Source organism: Neisseria dentiae, assembly GCF_024580525.1.
Taxonomy (GTDB): Bacteria; Pseudomonadota; Gammaproteobacteria; order Burkholderiales; family Neisseriaceae; genus Neisseria; species Neisseria dentiae_A.
Map to the genome: position 1 here is coordinate 1 of NZ_JANIKQ010000026.1, position 22,635 is coordinate 22,635.

Consider the following 22,635-nt stretch of genomic DNA (forward strand, 5'->3'; position numbering starts at 1 on the left):
GGGCAGGGTTTTTTTGAGGCCGCCGGTCAGGTTGTCGGCCAGCCAGGCGGCGCTGCCTTCGGGAAGCGGCGAGGGCGGGGCGAACGAGGCGGGCACGGCGCGGGCGTGCAGGCGTTCGGCCAGTATCACGCCGAGTGCGTGCTGCCAGTCGGCGGGGGCGGTGATGTGCTGCCAGAGTTGCGGGGTTTGGCCGGCATCGGTGTGCTGCCAGAAATCGCCGCCGCTGTTTTCGTCTTGCGCCAAGAGTTGCGCCAGCGCCTGCTGCTGCGCTTCGAGCGTGATGTGCTGCTGTTGCAGTGTTTGCCGGTGTGACGAGGCTGTCTGAAAACGGGTTTGGCACTCGGCCAAGCGGTTTTCGGCGGCCAGCAGTTGCTCTTCGTAATGCTCTTGTTGGCTTTGCAGCAAGGCGGCCTGCTCTTGTGCGGCTTCGGTATCGCTGCGGTCGGGCAGGTTGAGCGCGAGGCTTTCTTGTTTCAGACGGCCTTTGCGCGCTTCGTGCTGTTGCAGGGTGTGCTGCGAGTGGGCCAGTTGTTGTTGTTTCAGGGCCAGTTCGCGTTTGATGCGGTTGTGTTCGTCCTGCTGGCTTTGGTAGGCGGTGTTGAGGGCGGCCTGCGCTTCTTCCAGCTCGGGCAGGCGTTCTTCGTATTCGGCCACCTGCATGGCGGTTTCGGCCAGCTCGGTTTGTTTTTCTTCGATGTGGATGTCGGCTTCTTCAAGCAGGGCGCGGATTTGCTGCTGCTCTTGGTGGATGCGCGAAAGCTGTACCTGTGCGGCGGCTTTGTCGCGCTCGATGCGTTGGTGCAGGGTTTGCCGGTGGCGGATTTGCTCTTCCAGGCGGGCAATCTGTTCGCGTAATACGCCGCGCCGGTTGCTGATGTCGTGCACGCTTTGCTGCTGCGCCTGTTCGGTGGCCTGCAAAGTGTGTACGGCTTCGCCCAAAGCCTGAATCTTTGCGGCGGTTTCGTCCTGCTGCTGCTGGAAGGTTTGATGCTGGGTGGTGGCTTTGTCGGCGGTGGCGAGCGATTGCTGCCATTGCGCGTAGTCGAGCAAATTCTGCTGTTGCGCCAGTTGGCGGGTGAGCGTTTGGTAGCGCTCGGCGGTTTCGGCCTGTTTTTCCAGTTTTTCCACTTGGCGCGACAACTCGCTTTGCAGGTCGGCCAAGCGTTGCAGATGCTCGCGCGTATCTTTCAGACGGCCTTCCGTTTCTTTGCGGCGTTCTTTGTATTTCGACACGCCCGCCGCTTCTTCTATATAGGCGCGCAATTCCTCCGGCCGCGCTTCGATAATGCGCGAAATCATGCCCTGTTCGATCACCGCATAACCGCGCGCGCCCACACCCGTGCCCAAAAATAAATCGGTAATGTCGCGGCGGCGCACCACTTGGTTATTGATGAAATAAGTGGATTCGCCCTGCCGCGTGAGCTGGCGCTTGATGCTCACTTCGGCATATTGCCCCCATGCGCCCTGAAGGCTGTGGTCGCTGTTGTCGAACACCAGTTCAACCGAAGCGCGCGGAGCGGGGCGGCGGGTGGCGGCGCCGTTGAAAATCACGTCCTGCATCCTTTCGCCGCGCAACTGCTTGGCCGATGCTTCCCCCAATACCCAGCGCACGGCGTCAATCACATTGGATTTGCCGCAGCCGTTCGGCCCGATAACGGCCACCAGTTGGCCGGGCACGTGAATGGTGGTGGGGTCGGTAAACGATTTGAAACCGGCAAGTTTGATGTGGGTAAGGCGCATGGAGAGAGAAAAGCAGGGCGGAAAAAAGCGTTATTCTAACGGAAAACCATCTGAAAAGGTGGCGGTGGGAGAGAGGGATCCCAACGCTTTTTTATCGTGGGCGGTAAGAAGTGTTGCATAAAGGCAAATGGCATATAAAACGGGCTGTTGCGCCATTTTTTTATTTTATGGGATTTATAAAATTCTAATAATTTCAAATTGTTATATTTTTAACGAAATAATTACCTTGGGCATGTTTAATTTAACCGAATACCTATTATCCATAAAAAAATACCGTTGGTATGAGTTGGCGAAAATATAACTCAAATGCGTATATCATTTTAATATTGCCATGTGTTATGCCTTTGGAAAATGACACGGACGGATATACCGCAACAACGGGGATGTTTAACAGGTAAGCCGTAAAGCGCAACAGGCGGCTTAATTAATCAGGAGTTTGAATTATGTTCCAGTATCGTAAATTATTGTGGGTTTTACTGCCGCTTACCGCGGTCGGATGCGCATCGCACCAAAAAGAAAGTTGGATCGATACCAAGCAGGCCGCTTACAGCACTTCCGTGCCGGATAACCGCTCTTCAGTCGTGTTTTACCGTCAGGCCGATGCCATCAGCGGCCCTACCGTCAATATTTACGTAAACGGCCAATATTCGGGATCGTTGCAGCCGAATGCCTACCGTCAGGAAACCGTTTGTGCGCAAAACCAGCGGTTTTACGCCGAATTCACTAAGAGCGATACCGGTTACCGCAACAAACATAACTCCGGCGACTATTATAACTTGCCTGATTTAGCCGTGTCTTTCTTCAAGGTGGTCAGCGACAGCAACGGCCATCCTGTGCTGCAAGCCGTTTCTCCCGAACAGGCTGAAGCCGAAATGAAAGGCATTCCGCGTCAAAACCATACGCTTTCGCGCGTGGTAAGCGAAGAGCAATGTGCAGTCGTGTTGAAAAAATACAGCCTGCAAACTTCGGCCCTGTTCAAATTCGACCGTTATGACTACGACAATATGCTGCCCAAAGGCAAGCAGGAGCTTTCCGCTATTTCCGAAGAAATCAAACAAAATCCCGATTTAATCCGCGGTATTGCTGTTGTAGGCCATACCGACCCGTCCGGTACGCCCGCATACAACCAGAAACTCTCCACGAACCGTGCCGCAACCGTAAAACAGGTACTGGCCGAAAGCGGTTTGGATAGAAGATTGATCAGTGCCGAAGGCAAGGGCGAGCGCGAATTGGTGGTTAACGATTGTCGTAAAAAGCACCCCAATAACGCCCAAGCGCGCAAAGAGTGCGACCAACCCAACCGTCGTGTGGAAGTGATTCTGCACGGTGAGAAAAAATAAACTGAATCCAACATTATAAGGTGAATAAAATGTCTAAAAACATTACTTTAAATATCAACAATGCTCAAAAAACTTTGGAGACCGTAAAGTTTCAGACGGCCTCCGGCGAAGCATTGCGCATTCCCGCTCAGGCTGACGTTAACTATCAATTTATTGAAGATGCAACATCGTTCGCGCCTGAAAACATCACAACCAAGCGTGTGGGCAATGATTTGACCGTTGCTTTTGAAGGTTCAGATATTGCCAATCCCGACTTGATTTTAGAAGGCTACTATTCAAAAGAAACCGGCGCTTCCAAAGGCAGCTTGTTGGTTGGTACACATGAAAACGGCAACACCTATCCGTATGTGCCGGAAAGCACGGAAACTTCAGACGCAGTTACCATGCTGGCGGAAGAAGTTACTGCCGGCCAAGCATTGGGCGGTGAAATTATTACAGCCATGTGGATGCCCAATCCCTTATGGCTATTAGGTTTGCTGCCGCTGGCAGGTTTGGCTGCGCTGGCAGGCGGCAGTGACGGCGGCTCGGATAATCCGGCACCGGTTATTACCGTTAATGCACCGGACAACACTACGGACAATACCCCCGAAATTACCGGTACCGTTAACAATGCAGAACCGGGCAGCGTGGTAACCGTTGTTTTGGTTGACAGCCAAGGAGCCAGCCAAACCGTTTCGGTAACTATCGGTGAAACCGGAGAATATTCAGTAGAGCCGGCTAATCCGCTGGCCGATGGCGTTTATACCGCTACGGCAACTGTTGAAACAGTATCCGGCAAGTCTGCCACGGCCACCGATCCCGGCAGCATCGACACAACCGCACAAATCACCGTTAATGCTCCTGATTTGACCAACGATAACACACCCACAATCAGCGGTACGGTAACCGATGTGGAAGAAGGTCAGGTTGTTACACTGGTTATTACCGGTTCGGACGGCCAGAGCCAAACCGTAACCGCTGTTGTTCAGGCAGACGGTTCTTATAGCGTAGACGTGCCGAACGCATTGCCCGACGGCACCTACACGGTAACAGCTACCGTTAAAGATAAATTGGGTAACGAGGGTCAGGCGAGTGACGACGGCTCTGTTGACACCACCGCCCCGTCTATCAGCGTAGACGCCCCCGACAACAGCAACGACAACACCCCGACCATCAGCGGCAAAACAGACGTGCCCGCCGGTTCGGTGGTAACCGTTGTGGTAACCGGTTCAGACGGCCAAACACAAACCGTTACTGCTACCGTCAAAGCCGACGGCAGCTACAGCGCAGACGTGCCCAACGCACTGCCCGACGGCAGCTACACGGCCGAAGCTTCGGTGAAAGATCCGGCCGGTAACGAAGGCAAAGCCCAAGACAAAGGCTCGGTTGACACCGCCGCCACCATCACCGTAGACGCACCGGCGCTGACCAACGACAACACCCCGACCATTACCGGCACCACCACCGATGTGGAAGAAGGCCAGGTCGTGACCGTTGTGGTGACCGACAGCCGGGGCAATACCCAAACCGTGACCACTACCGTCAAAGCCGACGGCACTTACAGCGTAGATGTGCCCAACGCACTGCCCGACGGCAACTACAGCGTTACCGCCACCGTCAGCGACAAAGCCGGCAACCGCGCGACCGCCGAAGACAAAGAAGGCAACGTGGTGGACACCACCGCCCCGTCTATCAGCGTAGACGCCCCCGACAACAGCAACGACAACACCCCGACCATCAGCGGCAAAACAGACGCGCCCGCCGGTTCGGTGGTAACCGTTGTGGTAACCGGTTCAGACGGCCAAACACAAACCGTTACTGCTACCGTCAAAGCCGACGGCAGCTACAGCGCAGACGTGCCCAACGCACTGCCCGACGGCAGCTACACGGCCGAAGCTTCGGTGAAAGATCCGGCCGGTAACGAAGCGGCAGCCAAAGATGACGGCTCTGTGGATACTGTTGTTCCAACCGTGAAAGCGCAAGACCAACAAGTTGCAGAAGCCAGCAATGCGAAAGTTAGCGGTATTATCAAAGTAGGTGATGCAGGCGGTGTAGCTTCGATTACTGTAGCCGGTAAAGATGTAACTTCTGCAACTTCAACAACACCGGTTGTGATTAACACCGCCAAAGGCCAGTTGGTTATTAACGGTTACGATGCTGCAAAAGGTGAAGTAGCTTACACCTACATCGAAAACGGTACGCGCAAAGACCACAGCAAGGGTGATGATTCAGTAATCGATAACTTTATTGTTGCGGTGAAGGATAAAGCCGGTAATACCGCCATGGACAGCTTGGATATCAAGATTACCGATACCGCCCCTGTTGCTGTGGACGATGTGAACAGCATTGGAGAGAAAGGTACATCAGTGAGCGGCAGCGTGTTGGCCAACGATACGACCGGTGCGGATGTTCCGGTAACGGTAACTGCCGGTGAACAAAACGGTAACTATGGCAAGCTGGTATTGGGTGCCGACGGTAAATATACATACCATCTCGACGGCAATAACGGAACCGTAAAAGCCTTGAACAGCGGTGAGAAGCTGGTTGATACCTTTACTTATACCGTGAAGGATGCAGACGGTGATGCTTCAACGGCCACTCTGAGCATTACCATTAACGGTGTAGATAGCGATAAAATCACAATCGGTACCAACGAGCCGAACACCGATATTAAAGGCGGTGGCGGTAATGATGTACTGATCGGTGATGCAGGCGGTACGCAAACCATTATCACCAAAGGAACGGACTATAATGTTGCCATTCTGTTTGATATTTCACACAGCATGAAAACGTATAAAACCGAGAGCGGTATGTCTTACCTGAATATGGCTAAAGCTTCCTTGCTGAAACTGGCGGGAGAGCTGGCGGCGCACGACGGCAATGTGAATGTCAGCCTGATTGTGTTCAACCAAACGGCCAAACAAGTAGTTGATATCCGCGATTTGAACGAGAGCAATGTAGATTCGTTATTGAGAGGCATCATCGCTCAAGATAGCCAAGCCGGCGGTGTGACCAACTACGATGACGCATTCAAAGATACGGCAGCATGGTTTAACAAAGTGTCAGGCAACGGTTACACCAACGTAACTTACTTCCTGACCGACGGACAACCTACAGCCTATGGTGACGACGGCCGCAGTGGCGATCTTCGCTCTATCGGTTACGTTACACAAAATGCCGTAACTGCCGGCCTGAACAGCTTCAAAGCATTGAGCGCCGTATCTGATGTACATGCAATCGGCTTCAAGCAAGGCGTAGAGCAAACTACCTTGAAATATTTCGACACTACAACACAATCAGGTAATCTGACTGAAGAAAGTAACGTTGTTGATACCTTCTATTCAACAGGAAGAGGTAAGGTGGTTTATCAAGGTACGGCAGGCGAAGCCGCTATTGTGAATTCGCCCGACGAGCTGGATGCCGCATTGAAGAAAGGTTCCTCAACCACGGTAGCGGAAGGCGTATCAAACGATACCCTGGCTGGCGGAGAAGGCAACGACATCTTGTTCGGCGACTCCATCAATACTGACCACTTGTCTTGGACAAACAACGCAACCGGATCAGTTTATAAAGCCGGCAGCCACGACGGTATGGGTTCGCAAGCACTGAACGAATTCATCAAATGGAGTGAAAACGGTGGTGTTGCTGCAACCGACCAACAAAAAGTCGACTATGTTCAAAAACATTGGGCAGAATTGCTGGATAACCGTTCCGACGGCGGTAACGATACCCTGAATGGTGGTGCCGGCGACGACATCCTGTTCGGCGGAGCCGGTGACGATAATCTGACCGGCGGAGAAGGTGCGGATAAATTTGTATTCTTAGCCAACAGCAACAGTGGCAAAGACCAAATTCTCGACTTCCAAGCCGGTAGCGACAAAGTGGTATTTGCCGACTTGGTAGGCTCCGAGCAGCTTCAAGGCGCGGTATGGAACGACCAAACCCACACCCTGAGCTTTACCGGTGTAGGCAAGGATGGCGCCACTTACCAAAACAGCATCACGTTCTCCGGCATCTCTTCGGGCGAAACCCTGAACAGCATTCTGGAAAAACATGTTGAATTTATCGGCTGATTAAACAGTTGGTAAAAAAAGGCTCTGCCGTAAGGCAGGGCCTTTTTTCTATGGAGGACTTTCTTTATAGAGGCCGCCTGAAAACCTTTCAGACGGCATAAGTTTGATATTTATTAATGATAAACTGTGAAATCATATGGTATAGTTTTAATAACTGAGAGAATATTCAGATTAATATAGTAAAAAAATATTAGGAGAATGTTTTGACTGCACAATGCATCACTCGTGCCCGTCGTTCAGACGGCATATCACAATCCGTTAATAAAATCCATTTCACTGAAACAATCGTTATTGCCGGACTCTTAATCAGCCAAACGGAGTTGGGTTTTGGCAGAGTCGTCCGGCATGATGTCGGGTTTGTTTGGTGCATAAACAAGCTGATATAAGGTGGATAATGAAGAACAAAATCCCTTATTACGCCCATTCCGTCGAAAACCAGCCCGAATCCCAATGGCAAACCTTAAGCGGCCATCTTGCCCAAGTCGGCGAGATGGCGGCGGGGTTTGCCGCTGTTTTTGGAGCGCAGGAAATCGCCTGCTATACAGGTGAGCTACACGACTTGGGTAAATACACGCCTGAATTTGCTGCACGCTTGCGCGGCGGAAAATCGGTTGACCATGCCACTGCGGGCGCCAAAATTGCGGTAGAACGGTTCGGCGACAAGGCAGGCAAGCTGATGGCCTTCTGCATTGCCGGCCACCATGCCGGTTTGGCCAACGGCGACGGTGAGGGTGATAACCGCCGCACTTTGAAGCAGCGGTTAGAACAGCCGTTTGACGGTAAAGCATTGCATCGACTTGATCCCGTTTGGCAGCAGGAAATCGCTCTGCCTGAAAATCTGCCCGTACCGCCCTTGAAGGCCGACACTCATCACAAATGGTTTTCCTATGCCTTCTTTACCCGCATGCTGTATTCCTGCCTGGTGGATGCCGATTTTCTCGATACCGAGGCCTTTTATGTTTCCCGTTCCGTTGAAAAAAACACCATACAACGCGGCGGCCATCCCGATTTAAACGCCCTGCAACAGCGCTTCAATGCCTTTATCAAATCTTTCAGACGGCCTACCGAACAGGCTCCGGCGACTGAAGCCGGACAACGCCGCGCCGCGCTTAACCGTCTGCGCAGCAACATTCTCGACCATGCCGTCGCCCAAGCAGGTGAGGCGCCCGGTCTGTTTACCCTTACCGTGCCCACCGGCGGCGGCAAAACCTTCACTTCGATGGCGTTTGCCTTGGAACACGCCAAGCGCCACGGCATGCGGCGCGTGATTTACGTCATCCCCTTTACCAGCATCATCGAGCAAAACGCCGCCGAGTTCCGCAAAGCCTTCGGCGATTTGGGCGAAGCCGCCGTGTTGGAACACCACAGTACTTTCGACGACAGCAAGCTCAAAGACCGGCACAGCAAAGACAAGCTGCGCCAAGCCTCCGAAAACTGGGATATGCCCGTGGTGGTAACCACCGCCGTGCAGTTTTTCGAATCGCTGTTTGCCGACCGCTCCTCGCGCTGCCGCAAGCTGCACAATATCGCCGGCAGTGTGATTATTCTCGATGAAGCGCAAATGCTACCGCTCAACCTGCTGCTGCCCGTGATGCAGGCCATCAAAGAGCTGGCACGAAACTACCTTTGCAGCGTGGTAATGTGCACCGCCACCCAGCCCGCCATACAAGCCGAACACGGCTTTTACCGCGGCTTTGAAAACGTGCGCGAAATCGCCCCGAATCCGACCGCACTTTTTGAGCAACTGCGTCGAACCACCGTGCAACATATCGGCCTGCAAACCGATGCCGACCTGTTGGGAAAGCTCGGGCAACACCCGCAAATGCTCATTATCGTCAACAACCGCCGCCACGCCCGCAGCCTGTATGACAGCGCCAAACATCTTGACGGCGTGTTCCACCTCACCACCCTGATGTGCGCCAAACACCGCACGCAAATGCTGGAAACCATCCGAGGCCGTCTGAAAAACGGCGAACCCTGCCGCGTGATTGCCACTTCTTTAATCGAAGCGGGCGTAGATGTCGATTTCCCGCTGGTGATGCGCGCCGAAGCCGGGCTGGATTCCGTCGCCCAAGCCGCCGGACGCTGCAACCGCGAAGGCAAAAGGCTGGCTGAAGAGAGTTTTGTTTGGGTTTTTCAGCCCGAAGCGCAATGGAAAGCTCCCGCCGAACTCGGCCTGCTCTCCGGCGTGATGCGCTCCGTAGTGCGGCAGCATGCTAGCGACTTACTGTCGGTGGAAGCTATTACTGATTACTTTAGCGAAGTTTACCAACTCAAAGGCACCGAGCTGGACCAGCACCGAATCCTCGCCATGCACCATAACGCCGGCAGTAGCCTCAATTTCCCCTTCCAAACCATCGTGGCAAAGTTCCGCATGATCGAAACCCATATGCAGCCGCTCATCATCCCGTTCGACGATGAGGCAGAACGCTTGATCGACGGCCTGCGCCACGCCGACCAGATCGGCGGACTGTTGCGCAAACTCCAGCGTTACACAGTACAAATTCCAGAAAAGGCTCTTGCAGCCCTATACAAAGAACGGCTGATCGAGCCGATCAATGAGCAAACATTCGGCAAGCAGTTCTATGCCTTGATTGACAAGCAGAATTTGTATGACGAAGTAGCGGGATTCAGCTGGACGAATCCGTACTTTGTGCAGCCAGAAAATAGTGTGTTGTAAATCACATAAAATTGAAGTAAAATTTTTTGAGAGATGAACAGGCTTGCTACATCTCAACAATATTAGGAGGAAAAACATGAGCGGAAAAAAACCAACACGTTGTTCCCCATGCTGACGGTTGGGGCGTAAAAGGTGTGGGCAATAACAAAGTAACAGCCGTTTATCGAACGCAGAAAGAAGCCATTATCCGAGCAGAAGAAATTGCGAAGAATCAGCGGGCAGATACCAAAATTCATGGCGCAGACGGGCGTATTCGTGCTGGAAATAGCTATGGCAACGATTCTTGCCCGCCAAGGGACAAGAAGTAGCTCCTTTGCTGTTCTTTGTAATCAGTTGATGATGCACTTGTGTACTAACGTAGTCTGCGGGCGTTTAACACGGTGTATCTGAACAGCCGCTTCAGGGCGGCTGAGGGTTGAAACAATTTCATGTGATTGAAAAACCGCCTCCCTTCAGGGAGGCGTGGGTTAATAAAATCATAGGAGAACAAAAAATGAATCGGGTACGCCTACACATCTGGGGCGATTACGCCTGCTTTACCCGTCCGGAAATGAAGGTGGAGCGGGTGTCTTACGATGTCATCACGCCGTCGGCGGCGCGCGGGGTGTTGGCGGCGGTGCATTGGAAGCCGGCGATCCGCTGGGTGATTGACCGCATTTATGTGTTGAAGCCGATCCGTTTTGAATCGGTGCGGCGCAATGAATTGGGCGGCAAGATTTCGGAGAGCAAGGTCAGCGGGGCGATGCGGCGCAAGAGCGTGGAGGATTTATATACGCTGATTGACGATGACCGCCAGCAGCGCGCGGCGACGGTGCTGAAAGACGTGGGTTATGTGATTGAAGCCCATGCGGTGCTGACGGCCAAGGCGGGCGAGGACGATACGATTACCAAGCATATCGAGATGTTCAAACGGCGGGCGTCGAAGGGGCAGTGCTTCCAGCAGCCGTGCATGGGTGTGCGCGAGTTTCCGGCGCATTTTGCTTGGGTGGAGGATGGCGGCGCTTTCCCCGAATCATGCCTGTCTGAAAGCGAAGCCAACCGTGATTTGGGCTGGATGCTGCACGATATTGATTTCGACCACGGCAATCTGCCGAAATTTTTCCGCGCGGAAATGAAAAACGGGGTAATCGAAGTGCCGCCGTTTTACGCTGAGGAGGTGAAAGCATGATTCTGGTTTCACTGGCGCGTTATTATCGCCGCTTGGCAACGCAAAACGATGATGTTGGCAACCCGAAAGTGCCGCCTTACGGCTTTAGCGAGGAAAAAATCGGCTGGATTTTGGTGTTGGATAAAGAAGGCCGCCTGCAAGATGCGGTGCCGAATTTAACGGCGGATAAAAAGCCGCAGCCGAAACTGATGAGCGTGCCGCGCCCTGAAAAGCGCACGTCGGGCGTTAAGCCGAATTTCCTGTGGGATAAAACCGCTTATGCCTTGGGCGTGGAAGCCAATAAAAACAAGGTGCAGGCGAAAACCGAACCGGTGATGCCGTCTGAAAAAACCTTCGAGGCATTCCGGCAATATCATTTGGATGTGCTGCAACACGAACAAGACGAGGGCTTGCAGGCGCTCTACCGCTTTTTGCAACACTGGCAGCCTGCGCAGTTTGCCGATTATCCATGCCTGTCTGAAACACCGGACGCCAATGTGGTGTTCGCTTTGGATAAGCCTTCCGCCCTGATTCACAAGCGTGAAGCGGCGCAAACGTTGTGGGCAGGCCGTCTGAAAAGCGACGAAGCCAAGCAGGGATTGTGTTTAATCAGCGGCGAAGAAGCGCCGATTGCGCGGCTGCATCCGGCGATTAAGGGTGTGTTCGGCGGGCAGAGTTCGGGCGGTTCGATTATTTCGTTCAATAAAGAATCCTTTGCTTCGTTTGGCAAAGAGCAAGGGGCGAATGCGCCGGTGTCGGAAGTGTCCGCCTTTGCCTATACCACCGCGCTGAATTATTTGTTGCGCCGCGAAAACGGCCATTGCCTCACCATCGGCGATGCCAGCACGGTGTTTTGGGCGGAAGCTGCCGACAGCGAAACCGCCGCCGCGGCCGAAGATTTTTTTGCCGATATCATGACCCCGCCCGATGACGAGCAGCAGAGCCAAAAAGTATTCGGTATTTTGGAGCAAATCGCCAAAGGCCGCCCTTTGCAGGAAATCGCGCCCGATCTGTCGCCCGATACCCGCTTTTATATCTTGGGCTTGGCGCCGAATGCGGCGCGGATTTCCATCCGCTTTTGGCTGGATACCACGTTCGGGCAATTGGCTGTCAATATGGCAAGGTATCGGCAGGATTTGAAAATCGAACCGCCCGCATGGCGCGGCAAAGACCCTTCTGTGTGGCGGATATTGTTGGAAACCACGCCCAAGCGGAAAGGTGCGGACGGCCGTCTGAAAAAGTCCGACAGCAAAGATATTCCGCCGCAATTGGCAGGCGAATATATGCGGTCGATTTTAACTGGTAGGCCATACCCTAAAACCATGCTGTCGCGAATGATTGGACGGATACGTTCAGACGGCCATATTACCGGACTTCGGGTTGCCGTTATTAAGGCAGTATTAAATCGTAACAATCTTCACACTCAGGAGATTTCTATGGAAGTGAATAGCCAAAAAGACAATATCAAATTACCCGTTGGGTTGAACAAAGATGAAACGGATATCCCGTATCGTTTGGGGCGTTTGTTTGCCGTTTTAGAAGTGGCACAGGCTTCTGCACTGGGAAATTTGAATGCAACAGTGCGGGATAAATTTTACGGCAGTGCTTCTACTTCGCCACAATATGTTTTCCCGCGTTTACTTGAAAACTATAACAACCATATCGCAGTGTTGCGTAAAGGAAGGGGCGCCGAATGGGTTAAAAAACCGAAATCAACGGCAAACTGGTTAGAGAGGGAAGTGGGAGAAATTTTGCAGGAGTTTTTTTCGGATAAGCCGTTTCCACGTCATTTGTCGTTAGAAGAGCAGGGGCGTTTTGTGGTGGGCTATTACCATCAAAAATATACTAAACAGAAAGAAGCCCCAGAAGATATTGGTTCTGCATTAAATAATGAGAGCGATGCAGAAGAAATTGAAGAATCCCAAGGAGAATAAATATGTCCATCCAAAACCGCTATGAATTCGTTTACTTTTTCGACGTAACCAACGGCAACCCCAACGGCGACCCCGACGCCGGCAATATGCCGCGCCTTGATCCCGAATCCAGCAAAGGCTTGGTTACCGACGTGTGCCTGAAGCGCAAAATCCGCAATTTTGTCGAACTCGCCAGCGAAAACCAGCCGGGCTACGAAATCTACGTGAAAGACAAAGGCGTGCTGAACCTGCAAAACAAACGCGCCTATGAAGCCTTGGGCATCGAATCCGAAGCCAAAAAACTGCCCAAAGACGAAGCCAAAGCCCGCGATATCACCGCTTGGATGTGCAAAAACTTCTTCGATATCCGCACCTTCGGCGCCGTGATGACCACCGAAGTCAACAGCGGCCAAGTGCGCGGCCCCGTGCAACTGGCGTTCGCCCAATCCATCGACCCCATCGTACCGCTGGAAATCTCCATCACCCGCATGGCGGTAACCAACGAAAAAGACCTCGAAAAAGAGCGCACCATGGGGCGCAAATACATCGTCCCCTACGCCCTTTACCGCGTGCACGGCTTTATCTCCGCCAACCTTGCCGCCAAAACCGGCTTTTCCGACGAAGATTTGGCGAAACTCTGGCAAGCCCTGCAACTGATGTTCGAGCACGACCGCTCCGCCGCCCGAGGCGAAATGGCGGCGCGCAAGCTCATCGTGTTCAAACACGACACCGCCCTCGGCAGCCTGCCCGCACACAAACTGTTCGACGCCGTTAAAGTCGAGCGCGTGGGCGGTGAAAGCGGCACGCCGGCATCGGGTTTTGCCGATTATCAAATCCGTGTCGATTCAGACGGCCTCAACGGTGTGAGCGTGGAAGAATTGCTGTAATGCTCGATGTGCAAAATTTTGCAGTAAACCCACCACTTGCAGACGCAGGGGAACGGGATTTGCCCACCGTTTCCCTCTCCGCCCTGCAACACTATGCTTTCTGCCCGCGCCAATGCGCGTTGATTCACAACGAGCAGGCGTGGGCGGAGAACTATCTCACCGCGCAGGGGCGTTCGCTGCACGAGCGGGTGGATTCGGGCGAACCGGAAACGCGCAAGGGCGTGCGCTTCGAGCGCAGCGTGCATGTGTCGGCGCAGCGGTTGGGCATCAGCGGTATTGTCGATATGGTGGAGCACGATTTGGCTTCAGGTAGCCTCAAACCCGTGGAATACAAACGCGGAAAACCCAAGCCAGAACCGTTCGACGAAATCCAGCTTTGTGCGCAAGCGCTGTGTTTGGAGGAAATGACCGGACAAACCATTGCCGAAGGCGCACTGTGGTATATGCAAACCCGCCACCGTGTGCCGGTAGCGTTTTCAGACGGCCTTAGGGCGCAAACGCTGTCCGTTATCGCCCAAGTACGCGAACTGTTGGCAAGCGGGCAAACCCCGCCGCCGGTGTACGGCAAACGCTGCAAAGCCTGCTCGCTGGTGGAAATTTGCCAGCCGAAGTTGTTGGAGCGGGATCGGTCGAAAAGGTATGTGGAGGGGTTGTTTGGGGAGTGAATTTGCTTGAAATATGGCGCAATCAAATGTAGTCTTTTTTAATAAAAAATAAAAACTAATAGGAAGTTAACATGAATGCTGATTTTGTTGATGCTCTCAGACTTGAAACAGATTTCAAACTTAACCCAAAGAATAAGTATGAACTTGGGCAATTTATGACCCCTTCAATTATTTCGGATTATATGGCTAGTCTTTTTACACAAAAAGAAAGTGAATGTACGTTGCTAGATTGTGGTGCGGGAATTGGTTCTCTTTCAATATCAGCTATTAATCAATTAAAAAATATTACTTCTGTAGATTTGTGGGAAATTGATTCGTTAATGTCAAAACAGTTGAAAATTAATATGGAAAAAATTGACGTTAATTACTCAATTTACAAGAATGATTTTATACAGGATGCTGTTGATAATATCCTTTTAGGGAAAGGGAATCGTTACACTCATGCCATCATAAATCCACCATATAAAAAGATAAATAGCAATTCATTTCATAGGAAACTATTAAGGAAAACAGGTATTGAAACTGTTAATCTTTACTCTGCTTTTTTATCATTAACTATTGTTTTAATGAAAGACCATGGTGAGATTGTTGCCATTATTCCAAGATCTTTTTGTAACGGATTGTATTATAAGGAATTTAGAAAATTTTTATTGAAAAACTGCTCTATTGAACATATACACATTTTTGAAAGTAGAAATAGTGCTTTTAAAGACTACGGGGTTTTACAAGAAAACGTTATTATCAAGCTAATAAAAAATAAGAGACAAGGAAATGTTGAAATCTCTAACTCAAAAGACCATACATTTTCAGATTACATGGTAAAAGATTTTGAGTTTAACAAGATCGTAAAACCTGATGATAGTGAAATATTTATTCGTATTCCAAAAGAATTTAATCAAGTTGAGAATGAAAAAATTTTTTCCGTTCCGTTGTCAGAATTGGAAATAAATGTAAGTACTGGTTCTGTTGTAGATTTTAGAGTAAAAGAATACTTGCAATACGATATGGAAGGAGAAATTGCTCCTTTGATTTATCCTCATCATTTTATTAAAGGGAAGCTTTTTCATCCACAGCAACATAAAAAACACAATGCAATTAAAATTGTTCCTGAATCTAAAAAATGGTTAATGCCTAAAGATGGATTTTATGTTTTGGTAAAACGTTTTTCCTCTAAAGAAGAAAAACGTAGGGTTGTTGCTTATATAGTTGATCCAAAAGAAATTTATCAATCATGGATTGGGTTTGAGAACCATTGGAATGTATTTCATATAAATAAGCATGGACTAGATGAATTAGTAGCAAAGGGGTTGGCGTGTTTTCTTAATAGTACTGAATTAGATCAGCATTTTCGAAGTTTCTCAGGACATACACAGGTGAATGCTACTGATTTAAGGAATATAAAATTTCCTACTTTGGAAACTCTAATAGAGCTAGGAAAATCTTATAAAACTTCTATGAATCAGGCACAAATAGATAAAATTTTACGAGGTATTTTATGAGTCAACAAAATGTAAAATTGCAGCAGATGCAAGAAATTATTATTAATTTAGGTATGCCACGAGCACAGCAAAATGAGCGTACCGCATTATGTTTACTTTGTTTATTAGACATGACTCCTAGTAAATCTTGGAATCAAGCAACTAATCCTCTTGTTGGTATTACACCAATTATGGACTGGAGTAGAATTCATTATGGGAAATCATATGCTCCTAATACTAGAGAAACATTTCGTAGGCAATCAATGCATCAATTAGTTGATGCAGGAATATGTCTTTATAATCCAGATATGCCAGCTAGAGCAGTAAATAGTCCGCATGCTGTTTATCAAATAGCCCCAGATGTACTTGAATTGGTAAGGCATTATGAAACTAATAGATATGATTACTTGCTTAATACCTACTTAAGAAGTCGTCAAACACTTTCACAAAAGTATGCGCAAGAACGTGAAATGGCAATGATTCCACTAACATTGCCGGATGGCGCAAATATTCGCTTATCTGCTGGGGCGCATTCTCAATTAATTAAAGATATTATTGAACAATTTGGAGCTAGATATGTTCCAGGCGGGAAGTTGGTTTATGTTGGCGACACAGGAGATAAATTTGGCTTCTTTGATGAAGTTTTTCTTAAATCATTAGGAGTGTGTTTAGATAACCATGGTAAGTTGCCGGATGTAATCCTGTACAATCAAGAGAGAAATTGGCTTTTTTTAATTGAGTCAGTAACAAGTCATGGACCAGTGGATCATAAACGATATAGTGAACTTACAATTCTTTTTGGAAAGTGTACTGCTGGATTGGTTTTTGTTTCAGCATTTCCTGATTCTAGAACTTACGCAAAATATAGTAGTGTGATTGCATGGGAAACAGAATGTTGGATAGCCGATGCTCCAACTCATATGATTCATTTTAATGGTTCACGGTTTCTTGGGCCATATTAGCAGAATTGTTACTATTTATCAGGTAGCCTACACGCCGTTATTCCAAAAAAAGCACGGTCAAAACCAAAGAGGAATTTCAACCATGCGCAAGCTGCAAAATACGCTGTATATCACCACGCAGGGCAGTTATCTGCATAAGGAGCGGGAAACGCTGGTGGTGGAGCAGGAGCGCAAAAAGGTGGCGCAGTTGCCGGTGCATTCCATCGGGCATATTTTCTGTTTCGGTAATGTGCTGGTATCGCCGTTTTTGATGGGATTTTGTGGCGAAAACAATGTCAATTTGGCGTTTTTTACCGAAAACGGGCGTTTCTTGGGGCGTTTGCAGGGGCGCCAAAGCGGCAATGTGCTCTTGCGGCGGGCGCAATACCGGCTGTCGGAGCACAATCCGGTGCCGATTGCGCGTAGCATCATTGCGGCGAAGATTCAGTCGGGCAAGCGGGTGTTGCAGCGGCGGCTGCGCAATCACGGCGAGCAGGAGGCTGTGCAGGCGGCGGTGTCGGCGCTGAATTTTAGTTTGCAGCAGTTGAAGCGGGCGGAAAGTTTGGAGCTAATCCGCGGGGTTGAGGGCGATGCGGCGGCGCGTTATTTCGGCGTGTTCCGCCATTTGTTGCGCGAAAACAGCGGTTTTGCCTTCGACGGCCGCAACCGTCGCCCGCCGCGCGACGGGGTGAATGCGCTGTTGTCGTTTGTGTACAGCATTTTGGGCAAGGACATCAGCGGCGCGCTGCAAAGCGTGGGGTTGGACCCGCAGGTGGGTTTTTTGCACGCCGACCGCCCGGGACGCGACAGTTTGGCGCAGGATATTCTGGAGGAGTTCCGCGCGTGGTGGGCGGACAGGCTGGTGCTGTCGCTGATTAACCGCGGGCAGATTAAGCCGCAGGATTTTGTAATCGAGGCGGGCGGGGCAGTGAATATCAAGCCGGAGGCGCGCAAGCTGCTGTTTCAAACGTTGCAGGCGAAAAAGCAGGAAAAGATTGTGCATCCGTTTTTGCAGGAAGAAGTGGCCGTCGGCCTGCTGCCGCATATTCAGGCCATGCTGCTTGCGCGGCACCTGCGCGGCGATTTGGCGGAATATCCGCCGTTTTTGATGCGTTGATTTTTTTCAGACAGGCATTCAGACGGCCTTAATGCCGTCTGAAAGATAGCAGGGGAAAACGATGTTGATGCTGATTACTTACGATATTGCTTTGGACGACCCGCAAGGCCAAGCGCGCCTGCGCCGTATCGCCAAACATTGCTTGGACTACGGTGTGCGCGTGCAATATTCGGTGTTCGAATGCGATATTGCACCCGACCAATGGGTTGTTTTGAAAGAAAAATTGTTGAAAACCTATAACCCCGAAACCGACAGCCTGCGCTTTTACCATTTAGGCAGCAAATGGCGGCGCAAGGTAGAACACCACGGCGCAAAAGCAGCGGTGGATGTGTTCCAAGACACGCTGATCGTGTGAATCGCTAACCTGCGGTGCTCATAAAAATGCGGGCAGGTTGGCGAAACGGAAAGGTTCTTTAACAATCAGGAACTTAGCAAAGCGTGTATGGCAGGAAAAGGCTGTGCTATACTCGCTTTGTGCCTTTTTCGGCGACTTTGGCGATTTAGGGCTGTAGAAGCCTTGAATGGCAAGGGGTTCCGAGGAGGCTCCAGCCGCCTTCGGGCGGCTGTGTGTTGAAACATTTTGTCGTTTTTGGTTTTTGACGGCATGGCCGCCCAGCCGCCTTCGGGCGGCTGTGTGTTGAAACAGACAAATATTCATCATATGTTCGATGCTTCATTCCCAGCCGCCTTCGGGCGGCTGTGTGTTGAAACATCAAGCGACGCCTTAGAATCGCCAATCGCCTTACCCAGCCGCCTTCGGGCGGCTGTGTGTTGAAACTCGGTGATGGCATCAATCCTTTTCGTTACCGCTTCGCCAGCCGCCTTCGGGCGGCTGTGTGTTGAAACCGGTTACGGCCAGCTTGGCGAATCGCGTAAAGCCCAGCCAGCCGCCTTCGGGCGGCTGTGTGTTGAAACAGGCGGTGCTTGGCGGCGCGTCGGCGGCGGTTGACCAGCCGCCTTCGGGCGGCTGTGTGTTGAAACCGCCGCAAATGCTCAAAGACAGTATGAACAAAATAAACCAGCCGCCTTCGGGCGGCTGTGTGTTGAAACAAAGCCAAAGATATTGTGATTCCTTTTGAGGTGCTGACCAGCCGCCTTCGGGCGGCTGTGTGTTGAAACACGAACCAAAACGGATAAGCAAGACGCGATATTAATCGCCAGCCGCCTTCGGGCGGCTGTGTGTTGAAACCGTTACGACTACGTTTGTGCCTGATACAAGCCTTAACCAGCCGCCTTCGGGCGGCTGTGTGTTGAAACCTATCTGCAATCCGCATCATCGCACCAAAGCCGTGACCAGCCGCCTTCGGGCGGCTGTGTGTTGAAACTCCCGAATGCAACCCTATGCAGTTTTACGAACTCCCAGCCGCCTTCGGGCGGCTGTGTGTTGAAACGGCACATTCACATTTATAGCCAGTCTGAAAACATTCCAGCCGCCTTCGGGCGGCTGTGTGTTGAAACGACTACTGCCGCGTTATCGTCGCAACCCCGTTAGCCAGCCGCCTTCGGGCGGCTGTGTGTTGAAACATCACCCCGTTTTTAATGGCACAAATTGGGTTTACCCAGCCGCCTTCGGGCGGCTGTGTGTTGAAACTCGGCGTATAGATGCCACTATGTCGGGTAAAGGTACGCCAGCCGCCTTCGGGCGGCTGTGTGTTGAAACTGCGGTTATTGCGTCTTATATTGGTGGCTCCATTGCCCAGCCGCCTTCGGGCGGCTGTGTGTTGAAACCTGATTTTGCTGGCTGTTCGGACTATCGGGAGCTCCAGCCGCCTTCGGGCGGCTGTGTGTTGAAACTCTTGGAACTGCGAACAGATGGGATATGCACCGCCCAGCCGCCTTCGGGCGGCTGTGTGTTGAAACCATTAACTTTGAACAATTCAAAAGCGCATCATTCCCCAGCCGCCTTCGGGCGGCTGTGTGTTGAAACAGACCGCGGCCAAGCGGATCCAAAGTGCCCGATTACCAGCCGCCTTCGGGCGGCTGTGTGTTGAAACCTCGGCCTTTTCCCGCCCCGGCCATGCCTGCCGCCACCAGCCGCCTTCGGGCGGCTGTGTGTTGAAACCTGAGCGAAAGCAAAAAACAGAACCTGAAAAGTGCCAGCCGCCTTCGGGCGGCTGTGTGTTGAAACTGTTAGGTTTGTTTGATTTTTGGCTGCTGCCGTCTCCAGCCGCCTTCGGGCGGCTGTGTGTTGAAACATCACCCCGTTTTTAACGGCAAAACATGGGTTTATCAGCCGCCTTCGGGCGGCTGTGTGTTGAAACTCCCGGGAACATGGCCAAACCCCATAAATCGCTTATCAGCCGCCTTCGGGCGGCTGTGTGTTGAAACAAGTTCTGCAATATAATCCGGCACCTTAGAGCCGCTCAGCCGCCTTCGGGCGGCTGTGTGTTGAAACTAGTTGAATTGAATGGAACCGGCTGTATGGCTGCTTCAGCCGCCTTCGGGCGGCTGTGTGTTGAAACGATAAATAAACTTTTTGCCCGCGGTATCCATGTTTGTCAGCCGCCTTCGGGCGGCTGTGTGTTGAAACTTGGCTTGCTCGCGCAGGCTTTTACCGTTGATAACATCAGCCGCCTTCGGGCGGCTGTGTGTTGAAACGTTTTCTGCTTTTTTGGGATAGCCGTTATGTGCTTTCAGCCGCCTTCGGGCGGCTGTGTGTTGAAACAGTGTCATTCTGCCAGGGCCTGATTAAAGCGGGCCAGCCGCCTTCGGGCGGCTGTGTGTTGAAACCTATGTGATGGCGGCCATTGATTCCATTATTGGGTTCAGCCGCCTTCGGGCGGCTGTGTGTTGAAACTGCCATTGCAATATCAAGCGTGAGCCATATCGGTATCAGCCGCCTTCGGGCGGCTGTGTGTTGAAACAGGAGTTTGGCTGTAAAAGACCTGTACGCCTTTGTCAGCCGCCTTCGGGCGGCTGTGTGTTGAAACCCTGTTCGGTGTAGCAGGTACATTTGTTTGCGTTTCAGCCGCCTTCGGGCGGCTGTGTGTTGAAACGCGTTGCAAGTCGCCGATTTGGCGGATATGTGCGGTCAGCCGCCTTCGGGCGGCTGTGTGTTGAAACGGCTTCTTCCAGTACCACATCAAGCCACTGGATACGTCAGCCGCCTTCGGGCGGCTGTGTGTTGAAACACAACAGCAATGCAGGGTATCGGGCGCTGCATAGTCAGCCGCCTTCGGGCGGCTGTGTGTTGAAACCGCAGCCGTTCAGCCGCCGCCCTGATGGATTTTTTCAGCCGCCTTCGGGCGGCTGTGTGTTGAAACAAACCCTTTCGGATCGTTGGTAAATTCGGCAGTCTCAGCCGCCTTCGGGCGGCTGTGTGTTGAAACACCAATCACCACATGATGCCCGATGGCGAATCAGTTCAGCCGCCTTCGGGCGGCTGTGTGTTGAAACTGCTATCAGCCTTGCATCTTGTTTGTCTGTTTTGGTCAGCCGCCTTCGGGCGGCTGTGTGTTGAAACGTATAGTCAACTTTTTTTAAGAACAATTCATGCCCTCAGCCGCCTTCGGGCGGCTGTGTGTTGAAACTGCATCATCGTATCGTTGTTGGCCTTAATGATTTTTCAGCCGCCTTCGGGCGGCTGTGTGTTGAAACACGACGGCTGCGGCATATGGTGGCCTAACCGCGAACTCAGCCGCCTTCGGGCGGCTGTGTGTTGAAACGTCTTTTACCGCCTTTATCTGCTGTTGCAGATGTTCAGCCGCCTTCGGGCGGCTGTGTGTTGAAACGATGGTGGCGGTGTAATATAACCGCTGCCGGGTAATCAGCCGCCTTCGGGCGGCTGTGTGTTGAAACAAGTTCGTCCAATGGCAGTTTGCGCAGCCAATTCATCAGCCGCCTTCGGGCGGCTGTGTGTTGAAACGCCCATGAGTACTCGCCGTTGCCCTGAATGCCGTTCAGCCGCCTTCGGGCGGCTGTGTGTTGAAACCCGCGTGCCTTTAAAGACAACGTTTACTACTCTGATCAGCCGCCTTCGGGCGGCTGTGTGTTGAAACTGTGTCTTATGTGGGCATCAATGAAGTGCAAGCATTCAGCCGCCTTCGGGCGGCTGTGTGTTGAAACCGCCGCCGTAAAGGTGGAGCATGATGCGGCCCACGGGGTCAGCCGCCTTCGGGCGGCTGTGTGTTGAAACCGCCCCCGTCTAGTGCTTATTCTTCGGGTGCAAAATCAGCCGCCTTCGGGCGGCTGTGTGTTGAAACCCAAAGCCTATATCACGCGCGTATTTAGAGAAACGTCAGCCGCCTTCGGGCGGCTGTGTGTTGAAACAAAAACAGTATCTTGCTTAAACTTTAATTCATCTTCAGCCGCCTTCGGGCGGCTGTGTGTTGAAACATAGGTGTAGGAAAAGCTAGCGTTGTTTACAGTATTTGAAAGACAATACTGCATGAACATCCATAAAAATACCCGGCTAACCCCGCATAACCGCCAGGCCATTTGGCGCGCTTATACACAAGACAAAATCAGTGTAACTTCGTTGGCACAACAATACCGTGTCAGCAGAGTAACGATTTACCGCATACTCAAAGCAGCCCGGTTGCGGCTACTCACCCCGCAAAAAAGCACCAACAACCGCTTTAAACAAGCCAAATACGGCATGAAACGCCTGGCTAAAGTTGAGCGGGAAATCGAAGAGAAACTCAAAAAACAGGCAAAGCGTTACAACAAATCCTAT

The 22,635-nt window shown here is 51.5% G+C and carries 12 protein-coding genes, 2 pseudogenes and 1 CRISPR repeat array; of the genes and pseudogenes, 13 read left to right on the top strand and 1 reads right to left on the bottom strand.

All coding sequences use genetic code 11. The features are described from left to right. Positions 1–1,740 (bottom strand): chromosome segregation SMC family protein (locus NQ012_RS11760; protein WP_257067780.1); only part of this gene is annotated, 1,740 nt, incomplete at its 3' end. 443 nt (positions 1,741–2,183) lie between these two features. On the opposite strand from NQ012_RS11760, the gene NQ012_RS11765 reads away from it, so the two are divergent. The 13 genes and pseudogenes from NQ012_RS11765 to NQ012_RS11825 form a co-directional block, all read left to right on the top strand. Beyond that, positions 2,184–3,080 (top strand): OmpA family protein, encoded by an 897-nt coding sequence (locus NQ012_RS11765; RefSeq protein WP_257067781.1) that lies wholly within the window; start codon positions 2,184–2,186, stop codon positions 3,078–3,080. 29 nt (positions 3,081–3,109) lie between these two features. Continuing rightward, positions 3,110–7,132 carry an Ig-like domain-containing protein gene (locus tag NQ012_RS11770; RefSeq protein ID WP_257067782.1) on the top strand — a complete coding sequence of 1,341 codons (4,023 nt, stop codon included), beginning with the start codon at positions 3,110–3,112 and terminating at the stop codon, positions 7,130–7,132. Positions 7,133–7,526: 394 nt separating this feature from the next. Next, positions 7,527–9,812 carry a CRISPR-associated helicase Cas3' gene (gene cas3, locus NQ012_RS11775; protein WP_257067783.1) on the top strand — a complete coding sequence of 762 codons (2,286 nt, stop codon included), beginning with the start codon at positions 7,527–7,529 and terminating at the stop codon, positions 9,810–9,812. 104 nt (positions 9,813–9,916) lie between these two features. Further along, a pseudogene (locus NQ012_RS11780) lies at positions 9,917–10,120 on the top strand (DUF2188 domain-containing protein); the annotation flags it as partial. 185 nt (positions 10,121–10,305) lie between these two features. Then, on the top strand, positions 10,306–10,980 hold the full coding sequence (gene cas5c / locus NQ012_RS11785) for a type I-C CRISPR-associated protein Cas5c (RefSeq protein WP_257067784.1): 675 nt from the start codon (positions 10,306–10,308) through the stop codon (positions 10,978–10,980). Next, on the top strand, positions 10,977–12,893 hold the full coding sequence (gene cas8c, locus NQ012_RS11790) for a type I-C CRISPR-associated protein Cas8c/Csd1 (RefSeq protein WP_257067785.1): 1,917 nt from the start codon (positions 10,977–10,979) through the stop codon (positions 12,891–12,893). The genes cas5c and cas8c overlap by 4 nt, the downstream gene beginning before the upstream one ends. Before the next feature lie 2 nt (positions 12,894–12,895). After that, positions 12,896–13,759 (top strand): type I-C CRISPR-associated protein Cas7/Csd2, encoded by an 864-nt coding sequence (cas7c, locus tag NQ012_RS11795; protein WP_257067786.1) that lies wholly within the window; start codon positions 12,896–12,898, stop codon positions 13,757–13,759. Beyond that, the gene (cas4, locus tag NQ012_RS11800) at positions 13,759–14,424 is read left to right on the top strand and encodes a CRISPR-associated protein Cas4 (RefSeq protein ID WP_257067787.1); all 666 of its coding nucleotides are present in this window, start codon (positions 13,759–13,761) and stop codon (positions 14,422–14,424) included. The genes cas7c and cas4 overlap by 1 nt, the downstream gene beginning before the upstream one ends. Positions 14,425–14,495: 71 nt before the next feature. Continuing rightward, positions 14,496–15,923, top strand: a complete 1,428-nt coding sequence (locus NQ012_RS11805; protein ID WP_257067788.1) for an Eco57I restriction-modification methylase domain-containing protein — start codon at positions 14,496–14,498, stop codon at positions 15,921–15,923. Next, complete coding sequence (locus NQ012_RS11810; protein ID WP_257067789.1) at positions 15,920–16,864, top strand: BsuBI/PstI family type II restriction endonuclease; 945 nt, start codon at positions 15,920–15,922, stop codon at positions 16,862–16,864. Before NQ012_RS11805 ends, NQ012_RS11810 begins: the two co-directional genes overlap by 4 nt. An 82-nt stretch (positions 16,865–16,946) precedes the next feature. Next, positions 16,947–17,960: a type I-C CRISPR-associated endonuclease Cas1c gene (gene cas1c, locus NQ012_RS11815; protein WP_257067790.1), complete on the top strand. Its 1,014-nt coding sequence runs from the start codon at positions 16,947–16,949 to the stop codon at positions 17,958–17,960. Positions 17,961–18,021: 61 nt separating this feature from the next. Further along, a complete protein-coding gene (gene cas2 / locus NQ012_RS11820) occupies positions 18,022–18,315 on the top strand; it encodes a CRISPR-associated endonuclease Cas2 (RefSeq protein ID WP_123804956.1) in 294 nt (97 codons plus the stop codon). 190 nt (positions 18,316–18,505) lie between these two features. Next, positions 18,506–22,295: direct repeats of the CRISPR family, unit length 32 nt; unit sequence TCAGCCGCCTTCGGGCGGCTGTGTGTTGAAAC. A gap of 52 nt (positions 22,296–22,347) precedes the next feature. After that, positions 22,348–22,635 (top strand): annotated as a pseudogene (locus NQ012_RS11825) (leucine zipper domain-containing protein); the annotation flags it as partial.

Excerpts from the sequence above, each read along its gene's own strand:
- NQ012_RS11765 (WP_257067781.1), top strand. The coding sequence starts at position 2,184 with ATGTTCCAGTATCGTAAATTATTGTGGGTTTTACTGCCGCTTACCGCG.
- NQ012_RS11770 (WP_257067782.1), top strand. The coding sequence starts at position 3,110 with ATGTCTAAAAACATTACTTTAAATATCAACAATGCTCAAAAAACTTTG.
- cas3 (WP_257067783.1), top strand. The coding sequence starts at position 7,527 with ATGAAGAACAAAATCCCTTATTACGCCCATTCCGTCGAAAACCAGCCC.
- cas5c (WP_257067784.1), top strand. The coding sequence starts at position 10,306 with ATGAATCGGGTACGCCTACACATCTGGGGCGATTACGCCTGCTTTACC.
- cas8c (WP_257067785.1), top strand. The coding sequence starts at position 10,977 with ATGATTCTGGTTTCACTGGCGCGTTATTATCGCCGCTTGGCAACGCAA.
- cas7c (WP_257067786.1), top strand. The coding sequence starts at position 12,896 with ATGTCCATCCAAAACCGCTATGAATTCGTTTACTTTTTCGACGTAACC.
- cas4 (WP_257067787.1), top strand. The coding sequence starts at position 13,759 with ATGCTCGATGTGCAAAATTTTGCAGTAAACCCACCACTTGCAGACGCA.
- NQ012_RS11805 (WP_257067788.1), top strand. The coding sequence starts at position 14,496 with ATGAATGCTGATTTTGTTGATGCTCTCAGACTTGAAACAGATTTCAAA.
- NQ012_RS11810 (WP_257067789.1), top strand. The coding sequence starts at position 15,920 with ATGAGTCAACAAAATGTAAAATTGCAGCAGATGCAAGAAATTATTATT.
- cas1c (WP_257067790.1), top strand. The coding sequence starts at position 16,947 with ATGCGCAAGCTGCAAAATACGCTGTATATCACCACGCAGGGCAGTTAT.
- cas2 (WP_123804956.1), top strand. The coding sequence starts at position 18,022 with ATGTTGATGCTGATTACTTACGATATTGCTTTGGACGACCCGCAAGGC.